Here is a 25,829-nt window from a genome sequence, read left to right as displayed (position 1 = left end):
GTTGAATCAGTTACGTTTACTTTTACTGTGATGTTTCCTGCAGTATTGTTAAGTACTTCTACTGTGGTGGTACTGTTTCTTGGCTCTACTTTTACTGGTATTGTAATGTTTGTAGAGTTGTACTTGTCGTCACCAGGGTATGTGACTGTTATGTTGTTGTCTCCTCTTGGTAAGTCGACAGGTGTTGTTACAGTACCGTTTTCATCGGTTGTTGCATTTACTTTTGTGCCGTTTGGTAGTGTGATGATTACTGTTGCATTGCTTATTGGTTCGTCTGTTACTGGGTCTGTTACAGTTATGTTTATTGTGGTGTTTCCAAGTGTGTTGTTGGTGATGTTTGCTGTTATGTCGGATGTTCTTCCAACTACTTCCACATCATCTATTGTTTTGTTACTTGGGTTGTAATCCTCGTTTCCTAAGTATATGACTTCTACATCATAATTGCCTGTTTCATTAATGTCTAATGGAATAGTTACTGTACCATTAATTATTTCTCCACTTCCTACTAGTGTATCGTTGATATATACTTCAACGGTACCGTTAGGAACTGGTTTGTTTGTTACTGGATCAGTTACTACTACTTCAACAGTTGTGTTTTTGGCTGTGTTGTTTGTGATGTTTGCGTCTGTTAGGCTTTCGCGTGGTTCTACTGTGACTGGTACTGTTATTTTTGTTCCGTTGTATGTTTCGTTTCCTGGGTAGGTTACATTTAATGTATTTTCGCCTACAGGAATGTCAACAGGAATAACAACCGTACCATTCTCATCAGTCGTACCATTTACTTCAGTACCATTCGGTAATGTTACAATTACTGTAGCATTAGGAATAGGTTCATCAGTAACCGGATCAACAACTGTAACATTCACAGTTGTGTTACCTACTGTAGCGTTTGGAATGTTTGCTGTGATGTTTGATTCACGGTCTACAACAGTGATTTCGTCTATGGTGTAACTACTGTTCGTGTAGTTAGTGTTTCCAAGGTATTTTACTACTATATCATATGTACCTTTGCTGGTTATGTTTGTAGTTACTGTTGTTTTTCCATCTTTAACTGTGCCATTACCTACGAGTGTACCGTTAGCATATACTTCAACAGGTCCGTTTGGAACTGGTGTTCCAGTGGTTGTGTCTGTTATGTTAACTGGTATTGTTACGTTTCCTGCTGTGTAGTTTGTTATTTCTGCTGTTGTTGTACTGTTTCGTTGTCCTACGGTTAGTGTGATGTTGGTTTTAGTTGCATTGTATGTTTCGTTTCCTGGGTAGGTTACATTTAATGTATTTTCGCCTACAGGAATGTCAACAGGAATAACAACCGTACCATTCTCATCAGTCGTACCATTTACTTCAGTACCATTCGGTAATGTTACAATAACCGTAGCATTAGGAATAGGTTCATCAGTAACCGGATCAACAACAGTTACATTTACAGTCGTATTACCTACTGTAGCGTTTGGAATGTTTACTGTGATGTTTGATTCACGGCTTGTTATAGGAGTGTCACCGACAAGATAGCTGCTATCCGTGTAATTCTCATTTCCAAGATATTTTACACTTATATTGTAATCACCATTGGAAGTGATATTAGTCACAACAGTAGCTAAACCATCAGCCACACTTCCATTACCAACAAGTGTACCATTAGCATAAACTTCAACAGGACCATTAGGAACAGGAGCCCCAGTGGTAGTATCAGTCACATTTACACTAACAGTCACATTACCAGCAGTATAATTGATTATTTCTGCTGTTGTTGTACTGTTTCGTTGTCCTACGGTTAGTGTGATGTTGGTTTTAGTTGCATTGTATGTTTCGTTTCCTGGGTAGGTTACATTTAATGTATTTTCGCCTACAGGAATGTCAACAGGAATAACAACCGTACCATTCTCATCAGTCGTACCATTTACTTCAGTACCATTCGGTAATGTTACAATAACCGTAGCATTAGGAATAGGTTCATCAGTAACCGGATCAACAACAGTTACATTTACAGTCGTATTACCTACTGTAGCGTTTGGAATGTTTACTGTGATGTTTGATTCACGGCTTGTTATAGGAGTGTCACCGACAAGATAGCTGCTATCCGTGTAATTCTCATTTCCAAGATATTTTACACTTATATTGTAATCACCATTGGAAGTGATATTAGTCACAACAGTAGCTAAACCATCAGCCACACTTCCATTACCAACAAGTGTACCATTAGCATAAACTTCAACAGGACCATTAGGAACAGGAGCCCCAGTGGTAGTATCAGTCACATTTACACTAACAGTCACATTACCAGCAGTATAATTGGTTACATTAGCGACGGTTGTACTGTTACGTCTTTGTACTGTGAATGTTAATGTTTTGTTTGTTGCATTGTATGTTTCGTTTCCTGGGTAAACTATGGTTAATGTTTGTTCACCCACTGGAACTGTTACGTTCACAATGCTTGTACCATCATTGCCTGTCGTACCATTACCAACAACTTTGCCATCAGCATCTGTGATGTTGAATGGAGCATTTGGTAATGCATCGCCAGTTGTACTGTCAGTGAGGTTAACTTTTACTGTGGTATTACCGAATGTTGTGTTTTCGCTGTCTATGTTGATACTTGCTTCTCTTGACACGATAACAGTGCCTTTCATGCTTTCTTCATCAGAACTTGAATTGTACTTAGGTGTTCCTTCATATTTTGCTATGAATGTGTAAGTACCATTGTTTTCTATTGAAGGTAGTATGATATATACAACACCATTATTTGTTGTGCTGAGTGTTGCTGTACCTAATTGTTTTCCGGTTTCATCAGTAATGTTTACAATACCCTCTGATACTTCACGGCCTTTGTTGTCGGTTACAATTACATGAACAGTTACGTTTCCTGCAGTATTATTGGATATGAATGCTTCGGTAGTTGTGTTAACTTTATTTACAACTAAGGTAACTTCCTTACTAGTGTATTCATAGTTATCATTGTAGAATGATACGTTTACAGTGTAAGTTCCAGCTGGTAATGTACTGTTTGTGTATAAGTAATTACCGTTGTTACTGTTAGCTGTTACGTTTAATGAGTATACAATACCTGTTGAGTTTTTAACTGTGATGTTAATATTTGCGTCAGGTATTGTGTTTCCATTAATGTCAGTTAATTTTCCGGATACATCATATTCTTTTTCTATTAGCACTTCACTTGGATCAATATCAACGGTTATGTTTGCAAATTCTTTATCTGCTTTTATAGTGTTGAATTCATCCTCTGTGCCAACTGTTTTTCCGGTACTGTTTACATAGACATTGCTTCCAACATATACTACTGATACATTTACACTAGTTGTGTAGTTTATATTAAGTCCTAAGTCTTTAAGGCTTATTATATTTTCAGCGTTTGTAAATGTAATTTCTTTAGTATTGTTTCCAACGGATATGTTTAATGTTCCACTGGTTATTGGTGTTCCATCTACTTCAGTAATAGTCACATTTAATGTTACATTTCCCTGAGTATTATTGACTATTGATACACTTGTGTTTGTGTAGACTTTGTCTACTCTGAGGGTTGTGGTGTTAAGTGTGCTGTTTACCACTCCGTTACTGTTATATTTAACCGTAACTGTGTAGTTTCCTTCAACTGTTGAAGTGTAGTTTACTGAGTAGTAACCATCCTGTCCGGTCACGACACTGTCATTATAGTAAGTGTTGTTTATGGATATGATTAATGTTGCACCATTTATAGCTGTGCCGTTTGTGTCTTTGAAGTATCCGCTTATATTGAATACTGTGCCAACTCTTTCTGTTTGTGGAGTTACTGTTACTGTTAATGTTGAGTTGTGTTGTTTAAGATCTATGTTTCTGAGTGGTTCTTCTTCATCAGGATATGTTGCATTGTTTAATCCTGTACTTGGGTTGTAGGTACCGTTTCCAAGATATTCTACTTTAATACCTGTGTGTTGAAGAGCGTCACTTACAGGGACAATAATTCTTGTCACACCACTTTCATTAATAGGTTCTGTAACTGTTCCTTCATCAAAGGTTACATGGATAGAGTTCACACCGGTCAATGTAGTGTTGTCCACTGCATCTTTGACAATTACGTCGATGACTAGGTTTCCAACTGTATCGTTTATTACTTGTACTAATGTTATTGTGTCACGTTTTTCCACATTGTATGTTTTTGTTATATTTAATGGATTTATTGTATTATTACCTGGATAACTTACTGTTACATTGATTGTTCCAGTAATGTTTGTGGTTCTAGGTAGTTCATAGTATCCATTATTTACTTCAACATCAGCGTGTGTGTAACTATCCGTACCATTAGTTACTGTAATGTTTACTTTACCAGTAATTTTGTTACCTAGGCCATCTACGAGGGTTCCGTTGAATTTGATTGTATCAAATACTGTTGTGCTTGTTGTGTTAACTTCTAATGTGATTGTAGCGTTTTGTCTGTAAATTGTTTCTGTTCCAAGGTCATATTCACTACCAGTGTAGTTTGTATTTCCTTCGAATTTTGCAATTATATCATAATCGCCCATTTCTGTTATGTTGGTTAACACGTCAACAATACCTGTTTCATTGTTGAATTCTAGACGAGCAACTGTTTCATCATTTGCTGTGATTGTAATGTTACCACTTGTTACAGGACTGCCAGTAATCATATCAGTTATGTTTACACGTACTGTTACGTTACCCGCAGTTCTGTTTGCTATGGATGCTGTTGTTGTACTGTTTCGTTGTCCTACGGTTAATGTGATGTTGGTTTTAGTTGCATTGTATGTTTCGTTTCCTGGGTAGGTTACATTTAATGTATTTTCGCCTACAGGAATGTCAACAGGAATAACAACCGTACCATTCTCATCAGTCGTACCATTTACTTCAGTACCATTCGGTAATGTTACAATAACCGTAGCATTAGGAATAGGTTCATCAGTAACCGGATCAACAACTGTAACATTCACAGTCGTATTACCATAGATATTGTTAGTCACTTCAGCAGTAATGTTGCTTTCACGACCAACAATAGGAGTGTCACCGACAAGATAGCTGCTATCCGTGTAATTCTCATTTCCAAGATATTTTACACTTATATTGTAATCACCATTGGAAGTGATATTAGTCACAACAGTAGCTAAACCATCAGCCACACTTCCATTACCAACAAGTGTACCATTAGCATAAACTTCAACAGGACCATTAGGAACAGGAGCCCCAGTGGTAGTATCAGTCACATTTACACTAACAGTCACATTACCAGCAGTATAATTGGTTACATTAGCGACGGTTGTACTGTTACGTTGTAGCATGTCAATTCTTTGAGTTGTAACATTCTCATTGTATGTGATGTTACCTGTGTAATTGACTATGATACTTGTTGTGTTGATTGGAACTTTGATGTTAATGATGGCTGTACCGTTTTCATCGGTTGTACCATTACCTATAATGTTACCATCAACGTCAGTAATGTTAACTGTACCATTTACTATTGGTTCACCAGTAACTGTATCAGTTACTGTTATGTTTACAGTTGTGTTACCAAGAGTAGCATTTACAACACTGTAATCCACTGTTGCATTACGTTTATCAATAGATGTACTTCCAAGTTCATATGAACTGTTTGTGTAGTTTGTATTTCCTTCGAAGTTAGCTACTAATTCGTAATCACCACTATCAGTGATGTTAGTTACAACATATACTACACCATTATTGGTTTCATTTAGTTCAATTCTACCAACTACTTCACCATTAGCTGTTATGTTCACATATCCACTAGTTACCGGTTCACCTGTTATACTATCGGTTACGTTTACTTTTATGGTTACGTTACCAGCAGTGTAATTGGTTACTTCTGCGACAGTTGTACTGTTACGAGGATCAACATTAATTGTTTGGGTAATGTTACTTGGGTTGTATGTAGCATTTCCTGTGTAGTTAATGTTGATATTGTTTTCGTTGACTGGAACAGTAATATTTATTATAACATTACCTTCTTCGTCGGTTGTACCATTACCTATAGGGTTACCATCATTATCGGTTACATTTACTGTACCGTTTATGATAGGTTCGCCTGTAATTGTATCAGTGACTGTTACATTGATTGTGGTATTGCCGAATGTATTGTTTACGATTGGCTGGTTGAATGTGACTGTAGCATTACGTTTTCCAATGTTTACGTTTAAGTCGTCTCCTTTATCTTCACTTGAAGTATAATTAGTATTACCTTCATAGATGGCGACGATTTCGTAATCACCGGAATTAGTAATGTTTGTTAAGACATCAACTATTCCTGTTTCATTGGTAAACTCTACACGAGCAACTGTTTCACCATTAGCTGTAATGGTGATGTTTCCACTAGTCACAGGTTTTCCTGTGGTTGCATCTGTTACATTCACTTGTACTGTCACGTTTCCAGCAGTAGTGTTAGTTACAGTTGCATTGATTGTACTTTCACGTTGTGTAACATTTATACTTAATTCTTCACTATTTTGTGTGTATGTAGTGTTTCCTGGGTAAACTATTGTTAATGTTTGTTCACCCACTGGAACTGTTACATTCACAACGCTTGTACCATCATTGCCTGTCGTACCATTACCAACAACTTTGCCATCAGCATCTGTGATGTTGAATGGAGCATTTGGTAATGCATCGCCAGTTGTACTGTCAGTGAGGTTAACTTTTACTGTGGTATTACCGAACATGCTGTTTACAGGAGTTACATTAATGTTTGCATCTCTTGTTGTTATTTGAACTTCTTTTAATGTATTGCTGGTACTGTTTGCATATTTAGCTGATCCTTCATAGTTAACTGTTAGGTTAACTGTTTTGTTTTCAACTATTGATGGTAAAACAATATCCACAACACCATTTGTACCGTCTAAGCTAGCACGTCCTAATAGGTTACCTTCACTGTCTGTGATGTTCACATATCCTTCGGTTATTCTGTTTATTCCAGTTTCATCAGTTACTAGTACTCGTACTGTTACATTACCTGCTGTGTTATTCTGTACATTTGCAGTTATTGTAGTGTTTATCTTGTTTATAGTGAATGTTTTTACTGCACTTGTGTAGTTGTAGTTTTCACTATAATATGATGCATTAACTGTGTATGTACCTGCAGGTAGTGTATTGTTGCGGTACTCGTATTCTCCGAATCTGTCAGTTGTTACATTGACAGAGTAGACAATATCGTTTGTACTGTTTCTTACTGTGATATTAATGTCTGCATATTTTATTGCATTATTATTAGTATCGTTTAAACTTCCGAATATGCCAATAGTGTTTCCTAGTGTGGAATTTTCTGGGTTTACATCAACATTTATAACTGCTGTTTCTTTGTCAGCTGTTATGCTTGTGAATTCTGTTGGTGTATCACTTTCAAGTGTTCTTGCATCAATTCCTGTACTGTTAATATATGTGTCATTTCCTGTGAATACTACTTTGGCTGTGATTTGTTCTGTTGAATCAATTCCTATACCATATTCGTTGAGGTCGATGATTTTTTCACCATCCTCTATTGGTACTTGCCTTGTAGTTGTTCCAATGGTTACGTTGAGGGTACCGTTTATTGGGTGTCCTTCTTCATCTGTTACTGTTACGTTTAATGTAACGTTTCCAACGGTATTGTTAACAATATATACTGTTGTGTTTGTAGGGATTTTGTTAACATTGAATGTTGTTGTGTTACTTGTAGCATTTATGATGTCGTTTCCATCGAATTTTACTGTTACTGTGTAGTTTCCTTCATGGTTTGAAGTGTAATTTACTGAGAAGTAACCATTTTCACCAGTTATGGCACTGTCATTAATGATAATGTTATTGACTTGTACTGTTAGGTTTACTCCTTCTATTGCTGTTCCGTTTACATCTTTGAAGTATCCGCTAATGTTGTATACTGTTCCTACTGTTGAATTACTTGGTGTTACTTTTAACTCTAGTGTTGAGTTATGTTCTTTAACTGTGACGCTTGTAAATGTTTCATTATATTCGTCAGTGTATGTTGCATTATTGAGTCCTATGCTTGGTTTATATGTTCCGTTACCAAGGTAGTCCACAGTAATTCTTACTAGTTGACGATTATCACTTACAGGTACTGTTATTCTTGTTACACCAGTCTCATTTATTGAGTGAGGATATTTTCCTTCTGTAATGTCAACTTCTATTAGGTTTATACCACTAGTTAATACTTCACCGGTTACTGCATCTTTAACAACTACATCTATGGTTAAGTTACCTTTTGTATCGTTAACTACTTGTACTAATGTGATAGTTTCACGTTTATCCACAGTGTATGTTTTTGTAATGTTTAATGGACTGACACTATCATTACCTGCATAGTTTACTGTTACATTGACTGTTCCGGTAAGGTTTGTGGTTCTGATTAGTTCATAAATACCATTATTTACTTCAACATCAGCGTGTGTGTAATTATCTGTACCATTAGTTACTGTAATGTTAACGTTACCTGCAATATTGTTACCTAGGCCATCTACGAGTGTACCGTTGAATTTGATTGTATCAAATACTGTTACACTTGTAGCGTTAACTTCTAATGTGATTGTAGCGTTTTGTTTGTCTGCAGTGATTTCTGTAAATTCTGTTGGGTTGTCTGTTTTCCAGGAATCTAATGCGAGACCTGTACTGTTTAGGTAAGTGTTGTTACCAAGGTATACTACTGTTACATTAGCTGTTGTGTCATTGAATATGTTGAGTTTTATTGTTTTGTTTGTTGTTGTGAAATCAACAGTTTCTGTTACATTGTTTACTGTGATGTTTAATGTACCATTGGAGATTCTTATTCCGCCATGATACATGTCCCATACTATTACGTCTATGTATACGTTGCCTGCAGTGTTATTTATTATGCTTACTGTGGTGTTTGTAGGTAATTTGTATACTGTGTAGTTGTTGTTTGCGGTTTTGTTGTTGTATTTTGCACTACCATTATAGTATGCTTTTACTTCAACATCTCCTGCAATACTTGTTACTCTTTCGTGTCTGTAATGACCGTTTGAGTCTGTTTGTACAAGTATAGAGTCTGATTCACCAAATGTTAAGTTGATGTATGCATTTGCTATGCCTGCACCACTAGCATTGAATAAGTCACCAGTAATTACCATCAGTGTTCCTATTGGAATTGTAGGAGCAGTTACGTTAACTGTGAGGTTTACATCTTGTTTGATAACTTCTATTTCTGTAAAGTCTACAAGTTCTTCGTTATCATCATATGTTTTTGCTTTACTTGATTCGTATTGGTTGTCACCAAGGTATGTTACGTTTACTTGTACTGTACCGTTTTCTTCAACATTTAAGTTAACTGTTGTGATGTTTTGGGTAATTATGTGATTTGTTGGAGTGTTTGTGTCAATTGTAATATTGAATTCTCCATGATCAACTGGGTTACCTCGTTCATCAGTAACGTTTACTATTATTGTAACATTTCCTGCAGTTCTGTTAAGAACTTTTACAACTGTTGTTGTGTTTAGTTTTGTTACATTGAATGTTGTGTTAACTGTCATTGAACGTACAATGTTATTTCCCCGATAGTTTGCAATTGCCGTGAATGTTCCATTGTTTGTTGATGTATAGTAAACTGTGTAGTTACCATTGTTATCTGTAATGTTGGATAATTCTGTTTCTCCAATTCTTACTGTGATGTTACGGTTGGTAATGTTGTTTCCCATTCCATCTTCTATGTGACCCGTGATTTTTATTGTGTCACCTACACTACTATTTGCAATAGGATTTATTGTCATAGTTGGTGTTTGGAGTTCTACTGTTAAGTTTGTAACAGTTTCGTTCACGCTTGGTTCATCCAGGAATTTGTTCATATCAATACCTATACTGGTATTGTATGTTTCGTTTCCATTGTAGATTACTGAGACTGCAATGTATTGTGTTGATGTTGTTATGTTAAGGTTTACTGGTGTTACTGTACCGTTTATTTGTACTGTTGCATCAGCATGCCCTTGAACTTTTACTGTGAAGTTTCCTTCGGTTAGTATGGTTCCATTAGCATCCCTTACTTCTACATCAATTGTCACATTACCTGCTGTGTTGTTTGTGATGTTTACTAGTGTTACTGTTGGACGTAAGTTTACAATGTATATTGCTGATGCATTGATTGGGTTAACTGTTTCGTTTCCAGTGTATGATGCTGTGACATTTAGTTCTCCTACTCTAATAGAAGTTCTTGTCCAGTTGTATACTCCATTGTTTACAGTTACAGTTGTGTTATCAATTAATTCACCATCAATTGTTTTTACTGTGATGTTTATTTGTCCAGTAATATTGTTTCCTAGTCCATCAACTAGTGTACCATTGTATGTTACATTGTTAAGTACTATTACAGGGTTTGGCCCTTCCCTTATTGTTAATGTAGCATTTTGTTTGTCTGCAGTAATTTCTGTGAATTCTGTTGGATTATCTGTGCCGTATGTATTTCTGGTTATACCTGTACTGTTTTCGTAGGTGTTGTTTCCAACGTATTCAACGGTTACATTTGCTGTTGTACAATTTGTAATGTTTAGTTTAATGCTTGTTAATGGACCTGTTAAGTTATGTTGTGTTGTTACATTATTAACTGTTACATTAACTGTTCCATTTGTAATTATTACTGTTGGATTGTTTGCATTTATTACTTGTACATCGATTGTTATGTTGCCAACAGTATTGTTAACTATACTTACTGTTGTGTTTGTAGGTATTCTGTTAACAATGTATGAGTCATTGTTTGATGTGCTGTTGTACTTATCATTTCCAGCATAGTATGCATTTACTGTTACATTACCATTTATACTTGTTGTTCTGGTGTATGTGTAATAACCATTATCATTGGTTGTGGCATTAACTGCATCTTCACCATTGAATGTGATTGTTACGTTTACTCCTGCTATTGGTAATCCAGTAGCGTTTGTTAAACGACCTTCTATTATATTGTTTGAACCGTAGAATACTTCTTCACTATCTGCATTAACTGTTAGGTTTACGTTTTGTTTACCGACTGTTATGTTGGTGAACTTTTCAGTTAATGTGTTAGCATCATATCCATTACTACTGTTATACTTGTCACTTCCAAGATATGTGACATTTACTTTGAAGTCATCACTTGTATCTATTGGAAGTAATACATCAGTAGTGTTGCCTGTGATTGTAACAGGTACTTCTTGAACATTTTTGCCAACTGTGATGTTTACTGTGAAGTTTCCACTAGTTACTGGTCTGTTGAATTCGTCTGTAACGTTTACTCTGATTGTAACATTACCTGCTGTACTGTTCAATATGCTTACAAGTGTTGTGGTGTTTATCTTGTTAAGTACTAATGTTTTGGTTTCATTTAGTGAATTAACAAGTCTTGATCCACTGGTTACAATTGTAATATTGTATGTTCCATTCGTTGTGCCTGTGTATGATACGTTGAACTCTCCGGAAGCATTTAATGCTATGCTTTCAATGTATGTTACATTGTTTACTAATATGCTTACTGTTTGGTCTGTAACATTATTTCCCAATCCATCCACGAGTTTACCAGTTATTCTGGTTTCGTTTCCTACATTGTTTGGATTTGGTGTTACTGTCCAGGTTAGTGTTGCATCCTGTTTTGTTACATCTATTACTTCAAACTGAGTTCCTGTTATGTTGTCCATACCATTGCTTGGCTGGTAATATTCAGTTCCATTGTATCTTACATATACATTAATAGGTATTATATTTGTTACATTTAGTTTAATTATGGTTTCTGTTCCATTTAATGTTACATTGCATGGAGCACCACCAGTTATTACTAATGTTCCATTATTTAAGAGCTTATTGTATATTGTATCGTTTACTGTTACTTTAATGGTTACATTACCAACTGTGCTGTTTAGTAATGTTACTATTGTGTTTGTTGGAATTCTGTTAACTGTAACTGTCTTGTTAGCTGTAGCATTAGATAATAGTTGACTACCAGGGTATGTTACTACTACATCATAGTTTTCAGCTTCTTCTTTTGTGAATGTGAATTCACTTCCATTTGTTGGAATTGTTTCATCTGTTCTGAATGGAACTCCGCCAACAGTTATGTTAACTATGGCTTCGATTGGATTTCCTTGAGTGTCTTTGACTGTTACATTGAATTTTACTGTTTGGTTAATGTATACTGTTTCGTTGAGGTTTAATTCTATGCTTGTAGGTGCTTTTTCTACTTCATCACTAGCATATGTCCAGCTTGTGTTGTATGTTCCATTTCCGAGGAATGTTACAATACCAACTACTGCTTGATCGGTTGGGAAATCTGCCTCGTTAACTTTGACTATGATTGTTCCCCTGCTTGTGATGTTAAACCTGTCATCAGCATCATCATTATCCAAGTTGTATGTATCAATGAATTCTGGGAATCCTTCTCTTCCTATTGTGAAGTTTGAACCACTGGTTATTGCTTCACCAGTCATGTCATCAGCAAATCTGACTTCTATTGTGAGATTTCCTAGTGTGTTGTTAACCATACCTATGTGTGTTGTGGTTGTAGGTATTTTAATGATTGTGTAGTTAGCCGTTGCCTTGATTGGGTTTATTGTTTCATTACCTTCATATATTACTGTGACATTAACTAGTCCTGATAGGTGACTTGTTCTGTTGTAAACTGCCACTCCATCGATTACTTGGACGTTAGGTATTGTTTCATTACCTGATTCTGAGGTAATGTTTAATGTCACTTTATCTGTAATTCCATGACCCATTCCACATATTAGGTTTATTGTAATTGTTACGTTACGTCCAACATATGCTGTTTGAGGTTCTGCTCTTACGGTTAATGTTGCATTCTGTTTAACTGTATGTACTGGTATTTCACTACGTTCTTGACTGTCAATTCCTGTACTGTTAACGTACTTGTCATCACCAAGGTAGACAACTTTTACTGTGTAATCACTGTCTGCCCTTGTTATGTTAAGGTTAACTATTGTACTTGTACCATTAATATTTACAGTAGAAGTATTTGTCCATGTATCATTTGAAACTGTTACATTGAATTTTCCACTAGTTATTGGGTTTGTAGTGTTATCAGTGACGCTTACACTGATTGTTACATTCTCAACTGTTGTGTTAAGTACTTTTACTGTTGTGTTTGTTGGTATTCTGTTTACTTGTAGTGTGATTGTACCATTTGTTCTACCAACTGATCCACCACCAGCATATGTTACGTTAACTTCATATTCACCTTCTCTTGTAGGAGTGTATGTGAATTTGTAAGTTCCGTTTATATCAGTTGTGGTTTCACCGGATGCTATTCCTGTAACTCCATTTATTGTCCAGGATAATCTTACATTGGAGATGTTTCCATTCATTCCATCCACTAATTTACCTGTTACTGTTACAACTTCTCCCACACTTGCAGGATTTGGTGTAGCATTAATTGTAATATTAGCATTTTGAGTAATTACATCAAATGTGGTTGAATTTTGACTTCCAGTGTAAATGACTGAATCACTAATTGGAACAAATTGAACTGTTACTCTAACATTTGGTTGTGGTATTGTTAAACTTGGCAAGCTTATGATGTTACTGGTATCTAATTCCTCTGTTAATACGAGATTTTCACCTATGTAAACATATAAGTAACCGTTACCATTATTGTCTTCATCAACATAAGTTATTTCTTTATTGTTGAATGAATCATTTACTGTTATGTTTAATGTTACATTTCCAGCTGTATTGTTTAATACATTTATAATGGTTATTGTAGGTAACTTTTCTACTGTAAAGTTCACGTTTGCTTCGGTTGGTTTTACAAGTTCAGTTCCATTATAAACTATTCTTACAGTTTTATTATTAGTAAGAGCACGTGTTGTATAATTGTATTCAAATTTACCATCAGTTACAGTAGCATTTCCTACATTTACATCTCCAACCCAGATTTGTACTATTTCGTTATCGCCTGTTGTACCATTGTTTACGTTGGTTCCATTATCAATAACGAGTGTTCCTTTTATTGTAATGTTTTCTCCAATTTTTACAGGTGATTTTAGTACATGTACATCCATTATGGATTCGTGTCTTGTAGTGTTTATGTCCACTGACTGTTTTGGTTCTAATTGACTTAATGTTCTTACATCAACACCAGCACTTGCATTGTATACTTCATTTGCAACATAGTTAACTGTTACTGTTACATTGTCCATGCTGGTTATTTCTGTTAATGGGATGAGTGTTATTCCTCCAGTACTGTTTACAGGTACTGTTCGTGACACATTATTTCCAACTTTAACTGATAATTTTCCAGTTGTTACAATGTCTCCAGTATTGTTTGTTACATTAACCTTTATTACAACACTTCCAACTGTAGTGTTAACTATTCCGATAACTGTTTTGGTTGGAATAAGGTTTACTGTGAACTCTTTGCTTTCACTTGTTACACTGCCGATTGTTGGACTGCCAAGGTATGTGGCATTAACCTTTTTAACTCCCTGAGTATATGTAATGTTAACTAGGCTGAATTTACCATTAGTAGCATTTACTGTGTAGTTTTGGTTATCAATACTTATTACAACTATGTTTTCTCCACTGATGTCTTCAAGCATACCGTTTTTAAGAGTACCGTTAATTGTTACGGATTGTCCTATTTCAACGCTTGTTGGTTGTACATCAATTAGTATAGTTGCTGTTTGATTACTTACTGTAATGTTTTCTAATGATTTTGTTTTATCATCATCCAGTTTCACATCACTTGCTAAGTACATATTGTTTTCCATGTATTTGGCTGTAACTTGTATGTTACCTGTTGTTGTGATGTTTCCTAGTTTGATAATGTTTTCAGCTTTTGTTATTGGATAACTTCCGATTAGATTGTTATCTTTATCATAGAATTCTACTGTTCCGGTTGTTACGGATCCACCATTTGTTGCATTCACTACTTTAACATTTACTGTGATGTTTCCAACAGTATTGTTAATTATTTCAATACTTGAGTTTGTTGGGATTTTATCTACTTTTATTGTTGTAGTGTTGTGTGATGCGTTTGCTACTGTATTTGTATTTGGATCGTAGTCCACTGTTACTGTGAATGTTCCGTTTCCATTACTTATACTTGTCTGTGCATCGTATGTGAATGTGTAACTTCCATCAGCGCTTGTGGTTGTCTGGTATCTTGTGTTGTTGATTGTTATGTAAATGTTTTGGTTGTTCACATCACCTAATGGGTTTATGAGTTTTCCTGTTATTGTTATTGGTGTTCCTATGAATGTTTCGTTAGGTGTTGCTTCTATTGTGATATTTGTTGGCTGTTTTGAAAGAGTAATGTTTGTAAATTCTTCACGACTTGTGCTATTTAGTCCAAGACTTCCATTATAATGGTTGTTTTCAATGTATCTTACTGTTACCAGTACACTTGAACCTGTTGTTGGTAATCTTATAATGGTTACTCCACTATTATTTACGTTTACTGGTTCTTGTTGGTTACCATCAACTGTTATGCTTAACTGACCTGTTTTAACAATTTCATTGTTTTGTATGTCATTTACTTTTACACTAATTGTTACATTGTTTATCACATTGCTTACCACATCAACTAATGTTTCTGTTGGTAATCTGTTTAATGTGAATGTTTTTGTAGCATTTAATGCATTGTAGATGACAGATCCAGGATATTCAACTCGGATAGTGTATATGCCTGCAGTGTCGTTTGTTATTGTGAATACTTTGTTGTTTATGTATTCATTGTTTGAGATAACATTTACAATTCCGCCTGTTGAGTTGAGTATTGTAATGTTTATTTCACTTGTCACCGGATTGTCATTGTGTGTTACTGATACGTTCACTTTGATGTTGTTGTTCACAAACTCTGAATCCTTGTCAAGTGTGATGTTTATAGTTACATCATCCTTATGTAATCTTCCAGTTTTGTGTTCTTCGTTACCAGCATATTTGTAATTTCCACTGTAAACTACTCTTACTGTGTTTTCTCCATCATTATAGTCAGCATCTAATGTTATAGTGTACCTTCCATTTTCATTTGGGGTTAAAGTACTCATGTTAAGTGTTTGGTATGGTTCATTGTTGATATAAACTGTTAAAGTTCCATCTGTTACATTTTCACTAGAGTTTAGTTGACTTGTTACCCATGTTTCGATGGTTACATTTCCCAGAGTTTCGTTTAATGTGTTAATATATACTTTTGTTGGTATTTTTTCAACATCGTATGTGATTGAATTTGTTGAAGAAATGATTTTGTTTTCTTCACCATCATAGTAAACTGTTACATTTATAGTGCCGTCAATTTCTGTTGTTCTATGATAATAGTACCATCCACCAGTACCTGTTACATTATATACTTTCACAGGGTTTTCTCCATTCATGTCAGCGAATGTTAGGTTAACTACTGCGTTTTCAATAGCATTGCCCATTCCATCCGTTAAACGTCCGTAAATGGTTATGTTGTCTCCAACATAAACTTTGACTGCATCCTTGAATATTGTGATTGATGATTGTTGTACTAGAACATCAATACTGGTTAACTCCTGGTTTGTACCGGTTGAGTTAGCTTTACTTGGATTGTATTTGTCATCTGTTCCAAGGTATTCGACAGTTACACTATGGGTACCGTTTGTAAGTATTCCTTCAAGTTTTAATGTGTATTCATCAACATTAGTGAATTCCTTAATGTCACTAGTTCCGTCAACTGTTACATTTAATCTTCCACTAGTTATGTTGTTACCATATTCATCGGTTACTTTAACTTTTATTGTTACGTTTCCTGCAGTAGTGTTTAATACTGTTACATTTGTTCTGGTATTAACTTTTTCTACTGTGAATGTGTATGGTTCTGAAGTTATTGGTGCAATTATGTCTCCACCGATATATGAAGCATTTACTGTGTATGTTCCGTTTTTGGTTGGTACATATGGTACTGTGAATGTTCCATCTTCATTTGTGATACTTGTAGGAATCTCTTTTACAAGGTCTCCTGTAGAATTATATATGTATACTGTGATTTCTCTTTGAGCAGCCTGACCCATTCCATCAAGGAATGTACCATTTATTGTAAGTGTCTGATCAACTTTAACCGTGTCATTTGCACTTACTGTAAGGTTACCTGTTTGTCTTTCAAGTAGTCCTGTGTTAATGTTGTTAGTGCTGAATTCGTGTGTAAGATTTCCTGTGAAGTTTACGATTATTGTTATTGGTGCCTGTGAAGTACTTGTTATGTTAAATAGTGTTGTTGTACCATTTAACTTTGCATCACTGATTATGGTATTTCCATATTGTATTGTGATGTTTCCTTCATCTAGTACCAGGTTATGGTATGTTTCATCTACTTTTACACTTATTGTTAAGTTTCCAACTGTGTTGTTAACAACGGTTATTGTTACACTTGTTGGTAGTTTATCAATTGTGTATTGTGCAGTATTATTCACTGGATTGATATGGTCATTTCCAAGGTAGCTTGCAGTGACGTTTACTGTTCCAGTCATGTTTACTGTACGGTTATATGAGAATCTACCATTTGTTACGTTTACTTCTTTTATATCAGTGTGTGTTCCATTGGTAAATGTTAAGTTAATTTTGCCGTCAATTACCTGGCGTAGTCCATCAATAAGTGTACCGTTAACATTTATTGTTTCACCAACATATGTTTCGGTGGTGTTAACGTTTATTGTTAATGTTGCTGTCTGATTTTTGGAGTTAATAACTATTGGTGTCACACCATTTTCATCTTTACCTGTACTGCTTTCATGTGTGTTGTCACCCGTATAATTTAAGGTTACGTTGATTTCACGACTTGTAGTGGTTACTGGTACGATGAATGTTGTACTGTTAGTCCAATTGTTGTCTTGTCCATAGGATAAATCATTTTGAACTATTCCGTTTATTGACAGGTTGTATTTACCTGATGTTACTGGGTTACCATTTCTTGCATCAGCTATTGTTACTGCAAGTTCTACTTTTCCATAAGTATCATTGTGAATACTTACAGTAGTGTTTGTAGGTATTTTACTTACAGTGTATGATGTTTTAGCTGTTGAGTTAATGAATGTGTCATTAATGTATGCAACTGTTACATTAATTGGTCCAGCATATTTTGTATGTCTATTGTATTCAAAGTATGAATTGTTAAATTCTACTGTTACTGTTTCTGGGTTACCATTACTGTCAACAAAGGTTATGTTTACAACACCATTAATAAGGTTTGTCTGGTTATTAATGCCATCATAAACATATCCACTGATTTTCACTGTATCTCCTACGGTAGGATTTGTAGGGTTTGCTGTGACGGTTATGGTTGCAGTCTGTTTTTGTACTGTTATGCTTGTAACACTACTTTCTGTATTGTTGCTTTCAACATACTTGGTGTTTCCAGGGTAGGATACGTTAAGGTTGTAATCTCCTATACCAGGTGAAGGTAGTGTTATAACAGTTTCGTTTCCGGTTATTTGTGCTGTGAACTCATCAAGATTGCCAAATTTGATTGTTAAAGTTCCTTCTGTGATGTTTAGTCCATCATTTCCTTTAACATTAACACTGATTGTTATATTACCATAGGTACTGTTTAATGTATGTACAGTGGTGGTTGTTGGAATCTTGTTTATGGTGAATTCTGTGCTATTGTTTACTGAGTTAATGTTACTTATACCAGCTTCGGTTGTTCCTTCAAATGTTGCATTCACAATAAAGGTTCCTGCAACAGTTGAGGTACGATTTATTTCAAAGTATCCTTCAGGACTTGTTGTAGGTGTGAAAGATGCTATGACTGCATAGTTTGTGCTGTTTTTAACTACAACACTTACTTGTCTGCCACCTATTGGAAGACCTGTGTCTACATCATATAAGTATCCGCTGATTGTAACATTTTCGCCGACACTGTATGTTGCCTTGTTGGTTGTTACGGTGAGGTTTGCATCGTGTTTGTGTATGTTAATTACAACTTCGTTTCCAGTTCCATCTTCTACTCCTATACTGCTCAGGTATTTTGGAGTTTCAGGATATGTTACTGTTAATGCGAATTGACCTGCATAGTTTGTAGGTATCATTATATTTGTTGGAGTTGTAGTTATTGGTACAGGACTTAATGGGTTCGTATTCACTACGACGTTTAATGTTCCTTCACTGATAGTGGTATTTGTACGAGCGTCATATACTATTACGTCAATACTTGCATTTGCCCATGAATCATTATGTATGGTTACATTGGTCTTTGTAGGTATTTTAGTAATATTGAATTTTGTACTGTTACTTACTGTACTGTATATTGCTGAGTCCAGTGTTGCAGTTACATTGTACTCTCCTGATGCAGTGTTTGAGTATATTATACTGTAAATACCATGGTCATCGTTTGTTATTTGTACTGTTGTGGTGTTTCCACTAATGTTTAATGTTAGTGTTCCACGGATTGGATGACCTTCATGGTCTGTTACATTAACTGTGATGTTTACGCTGCCATCTACAAATATACTTGTCTGGTTTACTGTTACCTTGATATTTGCATTACCTAGTGCTCCAGAATATTCGTCACTACTGTTAAGGTAGTAATTGTTTTCGTCATAAACTGCTTTTACACTAGTTACTCCACCAGTTATACCTTTATTTCTAAGGTATTCTTCTGAGTAGTCTTTTGCAACAAAACCGTTAGCATCATGTAGGTTTGCAGAACTGCTTAAGTCTATTTCATCGATAAGAGTTTCGCCAACATATAATTTTACAATACCATAATTTACTGGTGTTGTTTCATTATATACTTTGAATAATACTCTTAAATCTGATGAGCTTTCATCACCAATTAATACTTCCGTATCGGTTATTATCTTAGTTACATTGAAAGTTGCAGTAGCATTGGAAGGATAGCACATTCCATAAAATCCGTCAAATGATGCGTTAACTTCAAAGTTACCTATTTGACTGGCAGGAATTGTGAAATTGAACTTACCATTTTCATCTGTTTTTACTGGTTCATGAGTGTATGATCCATTAAATACTAGTATTACATCTGCATTTGGTACGCCTCTACCACATTCGCACATGATTGTACCGTTTATGGTGATTGTCTTATTGTATGGTGTATTCTGTGATGCTGTTAGTGACATGTAAGTTTCTTTTACACGAGCATTAACATCAAATGCATCTGCACTGCTAGTGTTAAACATTTCATTTGCTTCATATGTTACAAGTATGTTTGTTGTAGCATTGGTTTGAATATCTAATGGAATTATACTTTCAGCACCAGTAATGTTATGATAAACTGGGTTTGTTTCATCATTGTTGATTACTACTTTTATTCTACCTGTTTCTACACGGGTATCTGTATGTCCTTTTCTGTTGTCTGTTACGTTCACGCTTATACTGAAGTTTCCTGTAAGGTTATTGTTAACACTTACAACTGTCCTTGTTGGAATAAGATTTACTGTGAAGTTTGTTTGACGAGTTGTGCTTTCTATACCATCCATACCACCAAACAATACTGTTACATTATACGTTCCAATTTTGGATGTAGGGTATGAAATGTGATAAACACCTTCGTCATCTGTTATTGCATTTTCTTCATAGATAGATCCGGCTTCATTTATGACTGTTACTCTTATTTGCCTGTTCTTAATTGAATTACCGAATCCGTCTTTTAGAATACCTGTTATGTTAACATATTCTGTTACATATACTGATTCATTGGCCGTGACTGTGAATGTAATGTTTTGTGGAAGAACTTCTATAGGACTTATACTCTCTGCATTACTTCGATCATATGTGTCATTACCTGAGTACTGTACACTTATTGTGAAATTACCATATGTAACTAGGTTAGTTAATGATATTGTAATTTCTTTTGCTCCATTTAATGCTACTGGACTGTATGTGTAACCATTAGCTATAACTGTAATATTACCATTAGTAACGTCAATGCCATCATCTCCTTTTACGGAAACATTGATTTTAACATTACCTGCAGTATTATTTACTGTTGTAACTGTGGTTGTTGTAGGTATTTTAACAACATCAACTGTGAATCTTTTGCTTGTAGCATTGTATACTCCGTTAAGTCCAGGATATTCCACGTCAATTGTTAATCTATCATCTTTACTGGTTGGAATGGTTACTGTTAATGTTTTACCATCAGCACTAACTGTTCTTCCAGTAGTTATTTCGTTGTGATCTACTTTAACTGTGATGTTAGATGTGTCCAGTTGGTTGTTGTAATCGTCTGTTAAGTTGATTACCAATACGACTGATTGACTTACATTGACTGTGCTTGGATACTGAACTCCCAGGGATGTGCCTGTTAGGTTAATATGTTCACTTGTTAATGTGTCATTAAATGCATCGGTTGCATTGTATACGTTTGTACCTGCATAGGATGCGTTTATAGTAATGTCACTATTATTGTTTGGCGTGTATTTACCTTGATAAAGTCCGTCTGCATAAGTTAATTCGCCACTGTATGTTTGGTTATTAATCTTTACACTGATACTTTGACCAGGTATTGCTTCTCCAGAACTGTTTGTTAGGTTGATTTTGAATGTGAATTCAGTTCCTACTTTTACAGTTTCCGGTACAATTATGCTCATGACTGTTGAGATAAGGCCAATATTTTCCTTGTCTATTGTTTGAGCAGTTGCTTGTTTAGCTTTATACCTGTTGTCTCCAGTGAAGTTTGCATTGAAGACTAAATCGTTAGTGTTGCTTGTTGGAGTGTAAATAGCATAATAAATCTGGTTGTCCGTGTCATAGTATACCGTTACTTTTTCGTTGTTTACTGTTGCGTTGATTTTGTCAGCCAGTCCATTAATCTTATCGTTTGAACCTGTTGCATTAGTTAGTGTTATGTTGAATCTGAATGATTCGCTTATGTTAACTTTGCTTGGAACAGTGATTTCCAGGTTAGTGTCTATAAGATCCACTTCAACTTCGTTATCGGCTGTTCTGTTAGATGCGTATACTCCTTCTTTACCAGCATATTCTGCATATATTGTTAATGTAGAGTTATTTTCTGGTATGTATGTTATTTGTTTTGTAGGAGTATCTGTGCTAATTTGAACAGTTTCTGTGTGAGTGCCTATGTGTACTGTTACTGTACCGTTTACTGTTTTATCAGCAGTGTTTGTGTTGTTTGTTAGTCCAATTGTTATTGTGATTGGACTGTAAACTGTTCCAGTTGTTGGACTGATACTAAGTGTTACTTTGGTTGGAATTAGGTTAATTTTATCACTAGTTAATGATGAATCAATAGCATTTGATGCTGTGTAGTTTTTATCTCCTTCAAAGGTAGCATTTATTACTATGCTAGTATTGTTCTTAGGAGTATAAGTTACACTAATTTCACCATTTTCATTTGTTTGTGATAAACCAGTAATTTCTTCCCCGTTTACTCTAACAATGATTGTTCTACCGGAAACTGCCTGATTACCTGTTGTGTTAAGTCTAACCTTAAAAGTGAAACTTTCACTAACAGAAGCAGTGTCCGGAACATTACTAATAGTTACAGTAGTATCATTAATAATTCTGGACACATTAGTACTGTTCTGTACAGTAGTGTAATTAGCATTACTTAAAGTTGCAGTTATAACAACTTTACTACTATCACCAATAGTGTAAGTATATGATGCCTGACCATTACCATTTAATTGTATTTCATGGTTACTTCCATCATTGAATATGATACTTCCATCAGCAATATTCTTACCACTATTAACATCAGTAACATTAACAGTAATAGTTACCTGATCACCATAATAACCAGAATATTCACTTTGCAATGCAATATGAGCACTACCCTGACTAACTATTAATGTACCATCAGTACTGCTAGACTCTGAAGCATTATAAATATTTAATGCATCATTATATGTTGCAGTAATTCTACTGTTATCAGTATGATTAAACACAACATTTTCTAGCTTAGCTTGACCATTATTTACATTAACTGTACCAAGAACTTGGTCACCATATTTGAAGGTCACACTTCCCTGAGGAACATTACCCTCACTTACAAGAGCAGTGTTATTAACCACAGTAGCAGTAATATCCACTGATTTACCCACATTAGCACTTATAGTCCCTAATGAAGTAACCGTAGGAATTAACATACCATTTACAGTAGTTGAGCCAGTAGCCTCATTATAATTATCACCATTAAATACTGAAGTAATAGTTACAGTCTCATTAGCAGCAATAGTATAAGTAATTGAAGCCTGACCTTCCACCAAAGTTACACTATCAATTGTAGTACCATCCTTCTTAAAGGTTACACTACCCGTTAAATCATCACCAGTAGTAGCATCAATAACATTAGCAGTAATAGTTACAGTTGACTTAATGTAATCAGTAATCACATCTTCTACTTCAACATCAGCATCACGGTTAACAATTACAACACTACCCTCTGGAATATTAGTAGTGTTTCCATTATGAGAAACATTACCCTCATATGATAGTTCTAATGCAGGTGAACTGCCAACATCCATACCAGGAACTTTAATATTCACGAAACCATCAGCTGCTGTTGTACCACGAGCAATTTCCGTACCATCCCTTTTAACAATGACAACAGAACCAGGTACAACCTGACCTGCATCACTTGTATTTGCAACTTTAACCCTTAAAGTCACATCATTATAAGTAGTATTAACAAACTCATAATGTAAAGTTGTGTTCATTTTAGGTTTTACTTCCAAATAGATAGTGCTACTTGCATAATACAAGTTATCTTCTAGTAATGTAACATTTAATTTAGTATTAGTACCATTTATATGCCAGGCATAAGGATTGAAAAGATGATATGATTCACTGAGAGTTGCTGTGTAAAATTCACCTTTTGTAACATTCCCATCTTCCATCCAGAAACGAACAGTACTACGTGTAATATTATTATATGGACTTGTAGTATTCTGTGCAAGTGCATAGAACCTAAATGTTTCACCCATATTACCATAATAGATATAGTTAACATTATCATCAGTAACTATATTAGGATTAATACTGCTAGGGAAAGATACTCTCACATCTGAGAATTTATCAAACACTACTTCACTAGTAGTGCTTTCATAAAGACTATTTCCTTCAAAGTTCACATCATAATGTCCTGCTTCAACATAAGTATATGAATTTGAATGACCAGCATATCTAGTATCTATTGTAAGATTAGCATATCCTTGTGAATTAGTTGTATTCCTAACTGTTACTAAATCATCAACTATACTATAATGTGTTTTAGTATTATCAGTAGCAACTAATCCTTTAACACGGTATGTGATGTTAAGATATCCACCATTAATAGGATTACCGTTTTCATTTGTTAATCTTGATTGAACAACTACTCTACTCTCATTAACAAATACAATACTTGACTGCATATTAATACTTGATCTAACAGTTAATGAACTAACAGTTGAAGTACTTGTATTATAATTATCAGCACTACCATATACTGCTCTAATACTGAAAGTACCGGAAGTATCTGTTGTGTAATCAAGAGTTGCTACCCCATTAGAAACTGTTGCAGTTCCAATCTGAGTATTACCCCTATAAAATGTTACACTACCTTCATCAACTATTACACTAGTATCATCATTATTAACAATACTTGCAGTAAGTTTTACTTTATCTCCCTTATCAACATTAGAATCATTCAAAGATAATGTTGTTGTAGTTGGAATACCTACCACATTATAAGTTTGACTTTTAGTTGCTGCATGATATAACCGTTCTCCTGTTGACGTATCAACAATCCAATGAGATCCGGCAAATGTTACATTTACTCTTACAACACCAGTTTTAGCTGCAATAACCGGTACCGTAGCATCACCATTCATACTGGTCAAATATACCTGACCATTCATATTGGTTATACCATTTAAATTCTGTATACTACCATTAGCATAAGTAACTTTAATTGTCACATTTTCATGAGGAATACCTACAATAGTACCATCATCCATAGTAGCAGTTAATCTTACATTTACATTATTCGTCTGATTAACATGAACATCAGGTGCAGTGATAACTATATTCGTATCAAAAGCTTTCTTTTGTACAGATACTGTTGGTTTACTTCCTTGATATTGTATTTCCGCTTTATTTTCATAAGCAGCATTAGTTGCAATCGTATTTCCAAAAATTAAGTTAGAACCTCTAAATTGTCCTTTATTAAAGCAATAAAAGATTGGATTAACATAGTTTTCAAAAATGGATGTGTATGCAACAAATATATTTCCTGTAGTGCCCCCTGTAACTTGAGCATCAAATGCTCGAGCTTTCGTGCCACTAAAATAACAATTTGTTGTCGTTATTAATACAGTATTACCTAATCCACCATCAAACTTGTATATTCCATTACAATCATAGAATTCACAGGCAGTTAAATTATGACCATAACCACCATATATCACATATCCTGGAACATTTCTTATTACAATATTGGATAGTGTTACTTTATATCCATTGCTCGTGAAAAGATTTCCACTTCCAGTGTATGTTATTGTGTGTCCCTGTCCGTCAAGTGAGAAATCAGCAGTAAGTGAATAGCCATCACTTAATGTTATATCACCGTTTAGTACATAGGATCCATTTATGCTTGTTGCACTTTTGGTGTTTGTACTTGTATTCTTAGCTTTGTTTATCGCCTTTGCATTTGTTTTGTTTTCTTTTTCTATTTCATTTTGATCATCCGTCTCCTCGATAGTATTGTCTTCACTTTGAGTTTTTGTGTTTGTTGTTTTTATTGTCTCCCCATTATTTTTGTTTATATCTTTTTGAACTGTTTTTACAGTTACCTCTTTGTGTTGTGTTGTTGTTGTGTTGTTGGCTACATTATCGTTTGCAGCTACTATGCAACAACATAATAAAGTGATGAACATGACTAAGAAGAAACAGAGCAGTTTCTTGTTTCTTATTTTCAT

At 34.9% G+C, this 25,829-nt stretch carries 1 protein-coding gene (only partly in view); it reads right to left on the bottom strand.

The window, feature by feature from the left end; translation table 11 throughout:
* A protein-coding gene (locus tag PXD04_RS14350; protein WP_323735515.1) for an Ig-like domain repeat protein crosses the window boundary here: on the bottom strand, positions 1 to 25,829 show its 5' portion. The gene continues 2,698 nt to the left of window position 1, outside the view; only the first 25,829 of its 28,527 coding nucleotides appear in the window; the start codon lies at positions 25,827 to 25,829; its stop codon lies beyond the left edge, outside the window.

Origin of the sequence: Methanosphaera sp. ISO3-F5, from assembly GCF_034480035.2 — an archaeon.
Taxonomy (GTDB): domain Archaea; phylum Methanobacteriota; class Methanobacteria; order Methanobacteriales; family Methanobacteriaceae; genus Methanosphaera.
The sequence above is the reverse complement of the archived record's forward strand: the minus strand, read 5'-3'. Positions and strand labels throughout refer to the sequence as shown.